The sequence below is a fragment of the Pseudoalteromonas sp. S1727 genome (assembly GCF_005886375.1).
GTDB classification, from domain to species: domain Bacteria; phylum Pseudomonadota; class Gammaproteobacteria; order Enterobacterales; family Alteromonadaceae; genus Pseudoalteromonas; species Pseudoalteromonas haloplanktis.
The window spans coordinates 22,463-38,104 of sequence record NZ_PNDT01000127.1; the positions used below are offsets into that span (position 1 = coordinate 22,463).

8 protein-coding genes are annotated in these 15,642 nt (G+C 41.9%); 6 read left to right on the top strand and 2 right to left on the bottom strand.

Annotated elements, in window-relative coordinates; all coding sequences use genetic code 11:
* Positions 1-300: 300 nt before the first annotated feature.
* Positions 301-1,926: an alpha-glucosidase family protein gene (locus tag CWB85_RS20285; RefSeq protein ID WP_138555874.1), complete on the bottom strand. Its 1,626-nt coding sequence runs from the start codon at positions 1,924-1,926 to the stop codon at positions 301-303.
* 696 nt (positions 1,927-2,622) lie between these two features.
* Here CWB85_RS20285 and CWB85_RS20290 point away from each other — a divergent pair.
* The 6 genes from CWB85_RS20290 to CWB85_RS20315 all read left to right on the top strand — a co-directional run bounded on the left by CWB85_RS20290 (position 2,623) and on the right by CWB85_RS20315 (position 14,803).
* Positions 2,623-5,436 carry a TonB-dependent receptor gene (locus CWB85_RS20290; RefSeq protein ID WP_138555875.1) on the top strand — a complete coding sequence of 938 codons (2,814 nt, stop codon included), beginning with the start codon at positions 2,623-2,625 and terminating at the stop codon, positions 5,434-5,436.
* A gap of 92 nt (positions 5,437-5,528) precedes the next feature.
* Entirely contained in the window at positions 5,529-7,025 is a 1,497-nt protein-coding gene (locus CWB85_RS20295) for a tryptophan halogenase family protein (protein WP_138555876.1), read from the top strand.
* Between the two features lies 1 nt (position 7,026).
* Positions 7,027-8,883 carry a glycoside hydrolase family 13 protein gene (locus CWB85_RS20300; RefSeq protein ID WP_138555877.1) on the top strand — a complete coding sequence of 619 codons (1,857 nt, stop codon included), beginning with the start codon at positions 7,027-7,029 and terminating at the stop codon, positions 8,881-8,883.
* 116 nt (positions 8,884-8,999) lie between these two features.
* Positions 9,000-10,895, top strand: a complete 1,896-nt coding sequence (locus CWB85_RS20305; RefSeq protein WP_138555878.1) for an alpha-amylase family protein — start codon at positions 9,000-9,002, stop codon at positions 10,893-10,895.
* Positions 10,885-12,375, top strand: coding sequence for an MFS transporter (locus CWB85_RS20310; RefSeq protein WP_138555881.1), 1,491 nt, complete (start codon positions 10,885-10,887; stop codon positions 12,373-12,375). Before CWB85_RS20305 ends, CWB85_RS20310 begins: the two co-directional genes overlap by 11 nt.
* Before the next feature lie 22 nt (positions 12,376-12,397).
* Entirely contained in the window at positions 12,398-14,803 is a 2,406-nt protein-coding gene (locus CWB85_RS20315) for a glycoside hydrolase family 15 protein (protein WP_138555879.1), read from the top strand.
* Positions 14,804-14,940: 137 nt separating this feature from the next.
* On the opposite strand, the gene CWB85_RS20320 is transcribed toward CWB85_RS20315, so the two are convergent.
* Entirely contained in the window at positions 14,941-15,258 is a 318-nt protein-coding gene (locus CWB85_RS20320; RefSeq protein WP_212748245.1) for a site-specific integrase, read from the bottom strand.
* Positions 15,259-15,642 lie beyond the last annotated feature (384 nt).

A 15,642-nucleotide genomic window follows, 5' to 3' on the forward strand; every position in this document is an offset into this window, starting at 1 on the left:
TGGGCGTTGATAAGGTTATCTAGTTGAAAAGTTAGATAATGCCAATCGACTTAAATATTTAACCATTCTAGGGAGCTAAATAAAGCGTTAATTGCGTTATAAATTTTTAATGTAGGACAACTACATTAAAAATTTATGCCTTGTTATCGCTCTATTTCTCTGTCGCTATAAATGGCGATTGGTATAAAAATAATTTGATTGCTTATTAATATGAGTATAAAAATCGGCGATTGCAATCACCGATTATATACGATTATGAGAACGAATTACTTTTTAATGCTGTGGGCAGCACTGTAAAAATCAACTTATCGTTGCGTAAAAACAACCAAAACCAGGCAGGGTAAGCGTGTGATTATCAATAGCACCATTATGATGTTGCAGTTCAACATGAGGCACAACATTCGTGTGCTCAATGTTTAGGCTTGCAGGTTCTTGCGCTAAGTTAAATACACATAACATAGTTTGTCCTGCAAAATGACGGTAAAAAGCAAGTATCGGCTCTTTAGTGTCAATAAACTCAATATCGCCTTCAAGTAATACTGCTTGCTCTTTACGCCATGCCATAAAGTGGCGAAAGGCATTTAAGATTGAATCACGATCGTTTTCTTGTTCATTAACGGCTTGATGTTTGTGGTTTTGATCAACGGGTAACCATGGTTTGACTGTAGAGAAACCGGCTTGCTCGCAGTCGTTGTTATGCCAAGGCATTGGTGTACGACAACCATCACGGCCTTTAAAGTTTGGCCAAAAAGTAATGCCGTAAGGGTCTTGTAAGTCTTCAAATGCCACACTTGCTTCGCCTAAACCTAACTCTTCACCTTGGTACATACAAACACTGCCACGTAGTGAAGCTAACAGTGCGCTGAGCATCTTACATTGCGCTGGATTAATACTGCTATCGCTGCTCCAGCGGCTCGCAACACGTTCCACATCATGATTACTGAAGGCCCAACACGGCCAGCCTTCAGTCATACGTTGTTCTAAAGTTTTAACTGTTGTACGAATGTATTCACTACTGTAGTCATTGGTTAGTAATTCAAAACTATAACCCATGTGCAGCTTATCACCACCTGAAGTGTACTCGGCCATGGTGGCCAATGAATCTTCTGATGAAATTTCACCTAATGACACTGTGCCTGGGTATTTATTAAGCAAGGCACGAATATCCTGCATAAAGCTGATGTTTTCAGGTTGCGTGTTATTGTAGTGATGATATTGAAACGCATACGGGTTATCTTCACTAAAACCACGGCCTTGGCGTTTTTCAGGTGGTTTAGCGGGGTTGTCACGAAGCTGTGCATCGTGATAGCAAAAGTTAATTGCATCAAGTCTAAAGCCGTCTACACCTTTTTTCAGCCAAAACTCCACGTTATCCAGCACTGCTTTACGAACGTCAGGATTATGAAAGTTTAGATCCGGTTGTTCAGTTAAAAAGTTATGTAAATAATACTGGCCACGGCGCGGCTCCCATTGCCAAGCAGGTCCACCAAAAATACTTAACCAATTATTTGGTTGTGTACCATCTGGTTTTGCATCAGCCCATACATACCAATCAGATTTATCATTGGTTTTATCTTCACGACTGTCTAAAAACCATTGATGTTGATCCGATGTGTGGCTTAATACTTGGTCAATAATGATTTTAATATCACGTTGATGTGCTTGTGCGATCAATTCATCGAAATCGTTAAGATCGCCAAATAGTGGATCAATGTCACGATAATCACTAATGTCATAGCCGAAATCTTTCATTGGGGATTTAAAAAATGGTGAGATCCAAATCGCATCAACACCGAGACTTTTAATATAGTCAATGCGAGAGATGATCCCTTTTAAATCACCAATTCCATCGCCATTGGTATCTTGAAAACTGCGCGGGTAAACTTGGTATATAACCGCACCTTTATACCATTGCTGCTGAGCCATGCTTTTCTCCATCGTGACAGTGCTGCTTCACTATATTAATCATAGTGATTACGTCAATCTTAGATGTGGCTACTACTTCGCCACGTTATTTTTTAAAAAGCATACGTGAAGGCTACAAGACTGTAAAAAGCCTGCATACGTATGCATGACAAATAGATTTTGAAAGCGATAGTGACAGCACTGAAAATTTGGCTTTAACAACTCAATATGGCTTACTTATTAAACCTTACCAATTGGAGCTTGAGTAAAGTTAACAATTTCAAACGTTCATTTTGGTGTGATTTTAAAAGGGTTTGCGAGTTATTGGTGTATTTCAATAATGGTCTTACCAATTTCATTGCGAAAAAGTCTCGTGATTTTTACTGGGCAATATTAGCAAGCTTGTTTGAAATTAAGTGTTTACAGGTAGAGAGAGTGAGAATACACAGGCTGTGGTTGGTAAAATTAATTTAGTGATCTGTTGCACGACAACTGTTGTTATTTATCCTTATAAAAACAAGGTGTTGCCATTAATCTTGTAAAGTTTTTGTTAAATGGATTGTTTTTGCACTAATCTGAATACGTATGCATAAAGTTGTTAATAAAATAAAGCGGGCGTTAATATTCACCCTGACAACAAAATCACCTAACGAGTAACTGCATCTATCACACGCTGTTGTCTCGTTGGTATAACAATATGGGTAATGGGGAAACATCATGTCTATGTTCAAACCAAGTATATTAACAATTGCACTTGCAACAGCAGGTATTAGCAGTTTCGCTTCGCACGCACAACTAGAGCAACCAACAGCAAACAATGACGTTGAAGTCATCGAAGTGAAAGGCTTTCGTGGCAGCGTAGTAGAGTCAATCAATACAAAACGTTTTTCATCGGAAGTGGTCGAATCTATCTCAGCAGAAGATATTGGTAAATTGCCTGACTCATCAATTGCTGAATCAATTGCACGCCTACCTGGTTTAACTGCTCAACGCCTTGATGGTCGTGCTAGCCGCGTGAGTGTTCGTGGTTTCAGTGAAAACGAAAGCGCAACAACTTTTAATGGCCGTGAGCAAGTATCGATTGGCGATAACCGTGGTGTTGAGTTTGACCTTTACCCATCAGAAATTATGAGCGGTGTAACCGTATACAAAACACCAAGCGCCAGCCTAGACGCTGAAGGTATTGCGGGTGTTATCGACATGCAAACCGTAAAACCGTTAAGTAAAGGTGAGCGCGTTATCATGTTTAATGGTCAATTGGAGCAAACAGGTTTTGAAAAGTTAAATCCTGATGGCGATGACCAAGGTTTCCGTGGCACAGTTTCATACATAGACCAGTTTGCAGATGACACGATTGGTGTTGCATTTGCTTACAATAAAATGAGTTCACCTAATCAAGAGAAACGTTGGAACTCTTGGGGTTATCCTGATTACAGTATTTCAGAAAATAAACTAAAAGATGACACTACTGTGGGGCCATATAATCCTATTTTAGGTGGTGCAAAACCATTCGTGCGTTCATCAACCCTTGAACGTGATTCAGCTATGCTTGTTATTGAAGCAGCACCAACAGATCGTTTAAGTATGACGTTTGATGCGTTATATGTGGATTTTTCAGATGAAAAAATTCTACGTGGTATTGAAGTACCTTTTGCTTGGGGCCAAGGTCAAATATTATCAGGTTCAGAAGTAGTCGATGCCAACTCGGACTTTATAACGAGTGCTGTAACTCAAGGTCAGCGCGTAGTTGTACGAAATGACTACGAAGAACGAAATGCAGAACTGACACAATTTGGCTTTAATACTAAATATGATATCAGTGACGATTGGTCAGTTGAATTTGATGTCAGCCGCTCAGAGGTAGAACGTCAAATTTGGAGTATTGAGAGTTACTCAGGAACGGGTCGCGGGGATGCTAATGGGATCGCAGAGAACATTGGTTATGAATTTGATGGTGGTAATACTGGCGCGCAATTTTCACATGAACTTGATTACAGCGATTATGGCTTAATTCAGTTAGGTGGCCCATTGTCTTGGGGGAGTAGTGCTGCCCTGAATGATAAATATGGTTTAAAAGGCACACCTTATGAAAACACGGCGCAAGACGGCTTTATTAATGCACCTGAAATAAATGATGAACTATCAACTCTAAAACTTGCTGCGAGCAAAGTACTAGATAGTGAGTATTTCAGTAAAGTCAGTTTTGGTATTTCATACCGTGACCGAGAAAAGTCTAAGCTGTCAGAAGGTTATTACATGACATTAAAAGATTTTTCACTTTCAAATCCAGGGATGTTATCAGTACCTGAGCAATATCGTGAAGGGTCAGCCAGTTTAGACTTTATTGGTATGGGCAACATGATAGCCTATGATGTGAATGGTTTAGTTAATGATGGCTACTATGACTTACTGCAAGAGAGCTTAACTGACCAAAAACATAAAACGCAATCTTGGACAGTACAAGAAGAAGTAACCGCAGTTTTTGCACAGCTAGATATCAATGCAGAGCTAGGTTCAATCCCTGTTACTGGTAACATTGGTGCGCGTTATGTACAAACTAAGCAATCATCACAAGGCTCTGCGGCAAACACGGTTGATGGACTTGTTGTTGTTACGCCAACAGATGTAAGTCATGATTATAATCACTTCCTACCAAGTATTAATTTATCGTTTGCGATTGATGAAGATCAAACCATTCGCTTTGGTGCTGCAAAAACAATTTCGCGCGCTCGATTAGATGAAATGAATGCATCAGTTAATGCAAGCTATAATCAGCAACCAGATGAAAATGGTAATTACTGGAATGTTTCAGGTGGTAATCCTTTGCTTGAACCTAAAGAAGCGACAGGGTTAGATTTAAGCTACGAAAACTACTTTAATGCCGAAGGCTACTTTGCAGCTGCATTCTTTTATAAAGATATAACGCAGTGGATTTTTGATGGTAGCTATGAAGTAGATATGTCTGGTATTGCAGACCCATCAACAGGTGAGATCCCAGCTAACTCAACTGGTTCCGGTTCGGGTAAAGTAAATGGTGGTGAAGGTGATCTTTGGGGCTATGAATTGTCACTTGCTCTGCCGTTTAATATTTTCCATTCTTCGCTTGATGGTTTTGGTATGATCGCAAGCCACACAGGTGTTGAGCAAGACATTCAAGACCAAAATGGTAATGACTATGAATTACCAGGTTTATCAGATCAAATTGATAGCTTAACTGTTTATTATGAGCGTAGTGGCTTCCAAGCGCGTACTAGTATGCGTAAACGTAGTGACTTTAAAGGTGACGTTTATGGCTTAGGTTTTGAAACAACACAAGTTGATATTAAAGGCGAGACCATTTGGGATGCGCAAATTGGTTATGACTTTAGTGAAGGCGGCGTAGAAAGCCTTGACGGTTTAAGCGTGACCTTCCAAGTCCAGAATATCACTGAAGAACCATTTGTTTCTTTACAAGGCGACAGTGATTTACAAGTACGTGATTATCAAGATTACGGCCGTACTTTCTTACTTGGCTTTAGTTACAAGCTATAACATCCTTTAGCGTTAAAAGGCCCTTGTGAATTGTTTTACAAGGGCTTTTTTATATCGACTACACTTATGTAAACGCAAGTGGAGCAGGTGCTATGCAAAAGCAACAAATAAAAGACGTGGTAATAGCGGGTGGTGGCACCGCTGGGTGGATCACCGCAGCGCTACTTAATAAAGTGCTCGGTAAGGTTGTTAACATTACCCTTGTTGAGTCAGAGCAAATAGGCACTGTAGGCGTAGGCGAAGCGAGTATTCCGCCGATCCTTCACCTTAATGCGGCACTGGGTATACCAGAGAACGAGTTTATAAAAGCAACCCAGGCCACTATTAAATTGGGGATTGAATTTGAAAACTGGCGAGCACCACAACACAGCTACATGCATGCTTTTGGCGATATTGGCAAAGACTTTCCGTTTTGTGAATTCTACCATTTTTGGTTAAGAGCAAAGCAGCAAGGGACGGCTGCTGATTTTTGGGATTTTTCCCTCAATTACCAAGCTGCCAAACAGCATAAGTTTGCTCACTTAACGCATATACCCAACACACAGCTCACAGGCTTAAACTACGCCTACCATTTTGATGCAACCCTGTACGGTGAGTTTTTAAAAGAGCTGACAATTTCGCGCGGCGTTAAACGTATTGAAGGTAAAATAGCACACGTTAAACAATGTGAAGAGAGCGGTTTTGTTCGCGCCTTAGCGCTTGATGATGGGCAGTTAATATCAGGTGACTTATTTATTGATTGTACGGGGCTGCGAGCATTGTTGATTGAGCAAACCCTTAATACAGGTTTTGAAGATTGGTCGCACTGGTTAGCCTGTGATAGCGCAATTGCAGTACAAACTCAAAGTTCGAATGATCCCGTTCCTTACACACGCTCGATTGCGCATGATGCAGGTTGGCAATGGCAAATACCACTTCAGCACCGGGTTGGTAATGGCTTGGTGTTTTCAAGCCGCCATATGACGGATGAACAGGCTAAACAACAGTTATTAGATAATCTACCCGGCGAGCCTATCACTGAGCCGCGGGTTATTCGTTTTAAAACGGGACGCCGTCGCAAACAGTGGCATAAAAATGTGGTCTCTGTGGGTTTATCAAGTGGCTTTTTAGAACCATTAGAGTCAACCAGTATTCATTTAATACAAACGGCAGCTATTCGGCTAATTAAACTTTTCCCTCATGACGGAATTGATGAAACCTTGATTGATACCTTCAATCAACAAAGCCAAACTGAAATTGAGCGTATACGAGATTTTATCATTTTGCATTACAAATTAACCGAACGCACAGATAGTGCATTTTGGCGTCAATGTAAGCAAATGAGTATTCCAGACACACTGCAAAAGAAAATCGATTTATTTAAAGCCACTGGCAAAATTATACGCCAAGATGACGAGCTGTTTGCTGAAGTTGCGTGGCAACAAGTCATGATAGGACAAGGGCTTGAAGCCGACGATTTTCATCCCTTAGCCAATGCCCTCAACGATGAACAATTAGCCGAGCTATTCACAAATTTAAAAACGTTAATTGACGGGACAGTAAACCAATTGCCAACCCACAATGAATTTTTGCAGAGGATGAAGCAATAATATGAAAAAACTCATTCACACACTTTTAGCAGGCTCGTTATTAACGACATGTTTAGCCACAACTTCAGCAGTCAATGCAATGACTGTATCACCACAAAACTGGTGGGCGGGAATGCAAAACAGCTCATTGCAAATCATGCTGCATGAAACTGAAATTGCTAAACAACAATGGTATCTGGAATCATACCCAGGCGTTGAGCTAAAAAGTATTACCAAGACCGATAACGCAAATTACGCATTTATAAATCTTGAGATTAGCCCAAATGCCAAGCCGGGTAAGTTACTGTTTAAAAATAGAGCGGGAGATCAGTTTGAATACCCACTATTAGCACGCAGTAACCATAGCGCTGAGCGCCAAGGTTTTGATAGTGGCGATACCATTTACCTCATTAATCCTGACCGTTTTGCCAATGGCGACAGCAGTAACGATACGGTTCAAGGTATGGCAGAGGCTGCAAACCCAAGTGAACGAGGTGGGCGTCATGGCGGTGATATTCAAGGTATTATCAATGCGCTGCCATACCTAGATGAATTAGGAGTTACGCAGTTATGGTTAACCCCACCGCTTGAAAACAACATGCCAAGTTATTCGTATCATGGTTATGCCATTACAGACTTTTACAACATAGACTCACGTATGGGCTCGAACGAACTTTACCGCGAGTTATCAGCAAAAGCGAAACAACACGGCATCGGCTTAGTGATGGATTTAGTACTGAATCACTTTGGCTCAGAGCACGAGTGGATGAAAGATAAACCCACTACCGACTGGATAAACTTTAATGGCGATTTTGCTGATGGTAAACATGCAACCAGTCATGCGCGGCAAACAATTCAAGACCCTCATGCCAGTGAGTTTGATAAGCGCCAGTTTAGTGATGGCTGGTTTGTATCAACCATGCCAGATCTAAATCAGCGCCAGCCTTTATTAGCTACCTACCTTATTCAAAATGCCATTTGGTGGATTGAATACGCTGATTTAAGCGGTATTCGCGTTGATACTTATTCATATTCAGACAAAGCGTTTTTAGCTGATTGGACCAAGGCGATTATGGCTGAGTACCCGAACTTTAATATTGTGGGAGAAGAGTGGACCTCAAACCCAGCAATTGCCTCGTATTGGCAAGCTGGAAAAATAAATAACGATGGCTATACGTCAAGTCTTCCCAGTGTAATGGATTTTTCTTTGCAAGAGTCGCTTATTCAAGCACTTAATGAAGACGAAAGCTGGAATACCGGGTGGGTCAAAGTGTATGAATCGCTTGCCAATGATTTTTTATACCCAAACCCAGATAACTTACTCGTGTTTGCCGATAACCACGATATGAGCCGCGTTTATACTGAGCTTAAACAAGACTTAGCAAAAACCAAAATGGCGATGACCATGCTACTTACCACGCGGGGTATTGCACAAATGTATTATGGTACTGAGGTATTACTAGATAACACGGGCAGTAACGATCATGGTGATATACGTATTGATTTTCCCGGTGGCTTTGCAGGACAAATAACAAACGCGTTTACAGGCCAAGGCTTAAATAGCGATCAAGTTGATATGCAGCAAACTATAACCACACTGCTTAACTTTAGAAAAAATAGCCCAGCGATTGCAAAAGGAAAGCTGACACACTTTAGCCCAAAACAGGGAGTGTATAGCTACGCCCGTATTAGCGAACAACAAACTGTGTTGGTATTTTTAAATAAAAATACCACAGCTAAAACCTGGTCGTTAGATTATATGCGTGAAGTACTAGGGAACCATAAAAGTGCGACCGCCTTATTCAACAAGCAAAAGGTGAAACTAACCAAACCGCTCACCTTACCTGCGATGAGCGCCCTAGTATTAGTTATTGAATAACGTGAATACGTATGCAAATACTGTCAGTCAGCGGCAGTTCACATTAGTATCATAGCTATAATAAAAATGACGGTTTAATTACATATTGTTAAACCGTCTGGATAAGTAAGAAGATTATGACAACAAACAAAACCACAATTAGCTCACTTAAGTATGGTTCGTTGCTTTTGGCCAGCAGTGTACTGTTAACTGCTTGCTCAAAGCAGCCTGAGCCTGAAGCAAACGAGCAACAAGTTGCAAAGCAGCAATTTAGCGAACATTCAAAGCCAGTTGTATACCAAGTGTTTACCCGTCTGTTTGGTAATACCCAAACAGCAAATGTGCCTTGGGGTACAAAAGAGCAAAATGGTGTGGGCACATTTAGTGACTTTAATGATGCTGCATTATCAGGCATTAAAGAGCTTGGCACGACTCACATTTGGTATACCGGCGTTTTACACCACGCATTGGTGGGTGATTATAGCCAATATGGAATTAGCCAAGATGATCCTGATGTTGTAAAAGGGCGTGCAGGCTCACCTTATGCGATTAAAGACTATTACGATGTAAACCCAGATTTAGCAATTAATCCTGAACGTCGATTAGAAGAGTTTTCAGCGTTAATAGAGCGCACCCATCAACATGGTATGAAAGTGGTTATTGATATCGTGCCAAATCATGTTGCACGTCATTATAAGTCAACCGCAAAACCTGCTGGCGTAAAAGATTTTGGTGAACAAGATGACACCAGCGTAGAGTATGCTCGCGATAATAACTTTTATTATGTAACAGGGCAGTCGTTTCAAGTGCCAACTAGCGAAGGCTATCAAGTACTTGGTGGTAACGCGCATCCATTAGCCGATAACTTATTTGATGAAACACCCGCTAAGTGGACGGGGAACGGCGCACGTGCTGCTAAACCAGATATAAACGATTGGTACGAAACAGTTAAAGTTAACTATGGGGTAAAACCAGACGGCAGTTATGACTTTCCCACTTTACCAAGCGATTATGCTACTAAGGATTTACGCGCTCATTTTGAGTTTTGGCAAGATAAAGACTTACCTAACAGCTGGTACAAATTTAGAGATATTGCACTGTACTGGCTCGATAAAGGCGTAGATGGCTTTCGCTATGATATGGCTGAAATGGTGCCCGTGGAGTTTTGGAGCTTTTTAAACTCGTCGATTAAAATGCACAACCCAGATGCATTTTTATTGGCCGAAGTATACAACCCCACTTTATACCGCCCTTATATTCATCAAGGGAAGATGGATTACCTCTACGACAAAGTAGGCTTTTACGACACGCTTAAAGGCGTTATGCAAGGCAAGCAAGCTGCAAACAGCATTTTTGCACCCCAGCAAGCCGTTGCAGACATTGAACAACACATGCTGCACTTTTTAGAAAATCATGACGAGCAACGTATCGCAAGCCCTGACTTTGCAGGCAGTGCTGACAAAGGTAAACCAGCGTTGGTGGTATCAAACCTTATTAGCCGCGCTCCGACACTGTTGTACTTTGGCCAAGATGTAGGTGAAGACGGCTCTGAAGATGCAGGCTTTGGTCAACCGACTCGCACCAGTATATTTGATTACATTGGCGTGCCAGCGCATCAAGCGTGGATGAATAATGGCAAATTTGACGGTGGTGCGTTAACTACTGAGCAAAACCAACTGCGTGAATATTACAAATCAGTGATGGCACTAAGTAAGCACCCAGCGATTGTAGCCGGTGACATGCAACCACTTACGGTTACAGGGAGTGAGCACGTTGCTGCGTTTAGTCGTAATATTGGCAAGCAACAATTATGGGTTGTAAGTAATTTTGCGAGCGTACAAACAATCGTCACTATTGAAATTCCAATGACCACCTTAGTTGATGATAAACGTGGCGAGTTTAAGTTACTGGATTTACTTGAAGCAAACCAAACAGCAGTAATCACTATTACCGAACAACATGCACAGATCAGCTTAACTTTAAATGCGCTTAGCAGTGCAGTATTAACCACTGGAGCACATGATGAGAGATAACAAACCCGATTTAAGCTTTTGGCAAATATGGAATATGTGCTTTGGCTTTTTAGGTATTCAATTTGGCTTTGCGCTGCAAAACGGTAACGTGAGCCGAATATTTCAAACATTGGGTGCAAACGTTGATGATATTCCTATTTTATGGGTGGCAGCACCGCTCACAGGCTTAATTGTGCAACCGATCATAGGGTATTGGAGCGATAAAACCTGGGGCAAACTAGGGCGTCGCCGCCCTTTCTTTTTATACGGCGCTATTTTAACGACCTTATCGCTGTTTATTATGCCCAACTCTCCTACATTATGGATAGCGGCAGGCATGCTGTGGATCATGGATGCCTCTATCAACGTAACCATGGAACCATTTCGTGCTTTAGTGGGCGATAACCTGCCGAAAAAACAGCGAGCAACGGGCTATGCCATGCAAAGCTTTTTTATTGGGGTAGGCGCGGTTGTGGCCTCAGCATTACCGTGGATGATGACGAACTGGTTTGATATTGCCAATACCGCATCACTGGGGCAAATTCCAGATTCTGTGAAGTATTCATTTTACTTTGGCGGAGTCATTTTATTAATTGCGGTTGGCTGGACGATTCTAACCACTAAAGAATATTCACCTGAGCAACTGGCTAAATTTAACGAGCAAGACAGCGCTGATGAACCACAAAGCATAACCAATACAGTTAACTTTACGAAAGGCGGTATTATTTTTACTGTACTCGGTTTAGCTGTGCTTGGGCTTGTAACAGGGCTAAAGCTTGAAAAAGAGCTTTACTTACTTGCTGGTGGCTTAGTGAGCTTTGGCGTTATTCAATTTATTGCAGGTGCACTTAAGGCAAAGCAAGCAACAACGGGCGGCTTTTACCAAGTCGTTAACGATGTATTCACTATGCCAGAGGCGATGAAACAACTCGCATGGGTACAGTTCTTTAGTTGGTTTGCACTGTTTGCAATGTGGATTTACACCACCTCAGCGGTGACCAGCTTTCATTACGGTAGCAGCGATACCAGCTCTGCGGCGTACAATAACGGCGCTGATTGGGTCGGTATTTTGTTTGCAGCTTACAATGGTTTTGCCGCAATTGCCGCGTTATGTATCCCGATCATCGTAAAGCGTGTGGGCTTAAAGCTCGCGCATGCCATCAACTTAATATTAGGTGCGCTAGGGTTAGTTAGCTTTATAGTGATCAAAGATCCAACATTACTTATTTGGCCAATGATAGGTATTGGTTTTGCGTGGGCGTCTATTCTATCACTGCCGTATGCCATGTTAAGTACCTCAGTACCGAGCCATAAAATGGGCGTATATATGGGAATTTTTAACTTCTTTATCGTGATCCCGCAATTACTGGCAGCCAGCGTACTTGGCCTCATTTTACGTCACTTTTTTGAGAATCAACCTATATATGCATTAGTGCTAGGCGCTGTGTCATTTGTATTGGCGGCTGTTGCTGTACTGCGTGTTAAGCACACTAATCACTAAGAGAAAGAATTAAGGGTAAAAAATGAAAAAATACAACATCATCACCACAAGTTTACTTATGCTGGGCTTAACAGCTTGTAGCACTGAACAAGCAAGAACGGATACACACGTCACTTCGCAATTATCAGCACCGGGTGCGCCTGGCGCAGAGCCATTTTGGGCATACTCAGGTAAAACCGGTATTGGCACATCATTTGAGCAATACCAAAACGGCGCATACAGCGATAATGCAGCAACAGGCACAGTATCCAAAGTATGGTTTTCGATTGCTAAAGGCATGATCACCGAAACCATGTTCGGGCTTATTCACCAAGCGCAAATTAAAGACATGCAGTTTGTGGTTGTCGGTAAAGACTTTACCGTCACAGAAACCGACGACCTTGATGTTACGATTGATTATTTATACAAAGATGCGCAAGGTCGCCCGTTATCACTGGCTTACAAAGTAACCAGCACAGACAAACAAGGCCGCTTTAGCTTAGAAAAACACATATTTACCGACCCAGACGGGCAAACTTTATTTGTTCGCAGTATTTTTAATACCAAGCTTGATAACGTAAAAGCCTATGTAAGTGTTAACCCATATATTGATAACAACGGCCTTGATGACTTTGCCAAAACCACTGAGCAAGGTTTAGTGGCTTGGCAGGGCGATAGTTACTTATCACTGCAAGGCGCAAAACCGTTTAAACAAACCAGTGTTGGTTTTACAGGCAAAAGCGATGGCCTAAATGAGCTGAAAGCCTCACAGCAACTAAATAATGTTTATACCAACACCGGTGAGCAGTCAGGTAATGTGAGCTTGCTCGCCGAACTGGGTGAGATTGGCAAAAACAGCCAATTTGATTTAACCCTAAGTTTTGGTAACAACGAGCAAGCAAGCTTTAAAGAAGGCCAAGCAAGTTTAGCTCGTGGCTATGAAAATGTACTTGATAACTACAACGGCAAAGGTGAGGCATTAGGCTGGCAAGACTACTTACAAAGCCTTGCGCCGCTTAATACCATGACTGCGCAAACAGCTGATAACGGTAAACTTCTTTACACCAGTGCCATGGTGTTAAAAGCGCAAGAAGATAAAACCCATGCAGGCGCACTTATCGCGTCGTTATCTAATCCTTGGGGCGAAACGGTATCAGCAAAAACGGGTTCAACTGGCTATAAAGCGGTATGGGTGCGTGACTTTTACCAAGTAGCCATGGCGTTCATGGCAATGGGAGATACCGCCACGGCTAAAACCGCATTCGAATACCTTGAAAAAGTACAAGTAAACGCCAAAACACCGGGTAACAATGGCGATACTGGCTGGTTCTTACAAAAAACACATGTTGACGGTGAACTTGAATGGGTTGGTGTGCAGCTTGACCAAACAGCCATGCCTATTATGCTTGCGTGGAAACTGCACCAAGCAGATGTATTAACAGATGCAGAGCTAACTGATTGGTACGGCCGTATGTTAAAACCCGCTGCTGACTTTTTAGTTGACGGTGGCCGAGCAAAAATCTTGTGGAACGACATGCAAATTACGCCGCCAGCCACTCAACAAGAGCGATGGGAAGAGCAAGAAGGATATTCACCTTCAACAACTGCCGCTGTTGTAGCAGGTTTAATTACCGCCGCTGATATTGCAAAACTTGCAGGTGATGACCAAAACGCTAAACGCTATCTTGAAACCGCTAAAAAATACAATAGCGACATTGAAAGCATGATGTTCACCACCGCAGGTAATTTAGAATCAAGCCATTCAGACGGTGAGTATTTTATTCGTATCGGCCAAGATAAAGACGCCAATTCAAACACTAAAATTAATGCCAATAATGGTCGCGAAGGCTTTAATAAAAAGCAAATTTTAGATGGCGGCTTTTTAGAGCTAGTACGCTACGGCGTGCGCGATGCACTTGCTCCAAGCATTGTAAAAACCTTACCTGAGTATGACGATGAAACCTTAGCCGATAACTTACAAGTTAAGTACAGCTATCAGTTTAGCGATGGCAGCGGCTCATTCCCAGGCTACCGCCGCTATGGTAACGACGGTTACGGCGAAGATGAAGTAACTGGCACAAACTATGCCGAAGGCGGGCAAAACACCCCTGGGCAACGTGGTCGTGTTTGGCCGTTCTTTACAGGTGAGCGAGGCCATTATGAAATAGCCGCAGCTAATGCCACGCAATCGTTAAACGCAGACAAACAGCAATCTATTAAAAACACCTATGTGAAAGGGTTAGAGCAGTTTGCCAACGAAGGCATGATGCTCCCTGAGCAAGTATGGGACGGCGTAGGCAATAACAAAGCAGGCTATCAATTAGGCGAGGGCACTAACTCCGCCACACCACTTGCGTGGACACATGCAGAATACGTTAAATTGGTTCGCTCTTTAAGCGATAAACACGTATGGGATCATTACCCAGTGGTTAAAAAAGCACTAAAGTAAGTTTGTTTAACCAGTAATACTTAGCACTCAAAAGCCACGGTTAACTGCCGTGGTTTTTTTATGGAAATTTAAAATATCAATGCTTTATCAAGTCATGTAGCAGCGATTTTATATCGCGTATTGAACTTCTGTTTGTGTCAGCACAACGGGTAATTTTCTTCGGCGTACACTTTTACAAAGTTTAATGATAATGAGAGGGGACACTTAATTATTTCTTTGTATAAGAAACTTAGCGCATTCAATGCCTGTGCTTGTGTGCCTTGCGCTACATTTTGCGAGTTTACTAAATGGTTTAAATATAATTCTACTTGAGTGTCTCCCATAGAGCTTGGGTGCTGCATATTGTTAAAACGAATATAGGCAGCTATCCAAAACAGGAAAGCTTCAATAGTACTCTTTGCATACCGCTTGCTATACATATGATCTTTAATCATGCTTAGAAAAAGAGATTTCATAAATAATTTTCAACTTTCCAAGTGGTGCTGTATGTATAGACAGTCATTTGTGTTTTGTCCAATAACATTATTAAAAGTCGTTTTGGTGTATTTTAGCAGCGGTAATTTTATAACATACGTAATTGTCTGTTTACATTGGAGTTGTTTAGTGGAATTATTAAGCCATGTAATATACGCCGTTTTGGGGTGTCATAACCCCCCAAAGTGGCGTTCTATAAGCTGTTGAACAAAGCCGCTACGCGGAGCTAGCAACCTCTAGCATAATTGCCACACTTGTCATTGGGATTTCCCCTATTCACCGGAGAAAACCAATGACCCCATTAAGACAACGCGTCATAGACGAGATCCGTTTAAGAGGCTACTCACCACGTACTGAAGAATCTG

Coding starts and splice junctions, on each gene's coding strand:
- CWB85_RS20285 (WP_138555874.1), bottom strand. CDS start 1,926: ATGGCTCAGCAGCAATGGTATAAAGGTGCGGTTATATACCAAGTTTAC.
- CWB85_RS20290 (WP_138555875.1), top strand. CDS start 2,623: ATGTCTATGTTCAAACCAAGTATATTAACAATTGCACTTGCAACAGCA.
- CWB85_RS20295 (WP_138555876.1), top strand. CDS start 5,529: ATGCAAAAGCAACAAATAAAAGACGTGGTAATAGCGGGTGGTGGCACC.
- CWB85_RS20300 (WP_138555877.1), top strand. CDS start 7,027: ATGAAAAAACTCATTCACACACTTTTAGCAGGCTCGTTATTAACGACA.
- CWB85_RS20305 (WP_138555878.1), top strand. CDS start 9,000: ATGACAACAAACAAAACCACAATTAGCTCACTTAAGTATGGTTCGTTG.
- CWB85_RS20310 (WP_138555881.1), top strand. CDS start 10,885: ATGAGAGATAACAAACCCGATTTAAGCTTTTGGCAAATATGGAATATG.
- CWB85_RS20315 (WP_138555879.1), top strand. CDS start 12,398: ATGAAAAAATACAACATCATCACCACAAGTTTACTTATGCTGGGCTTA.
- CWB85_RS20320 (WP_212748245.1), bottom strand. CDS start 15,258: ATGAAATCTCTTTTTCTAAGCATGATTAAAGATCATATGTATAGCAAG.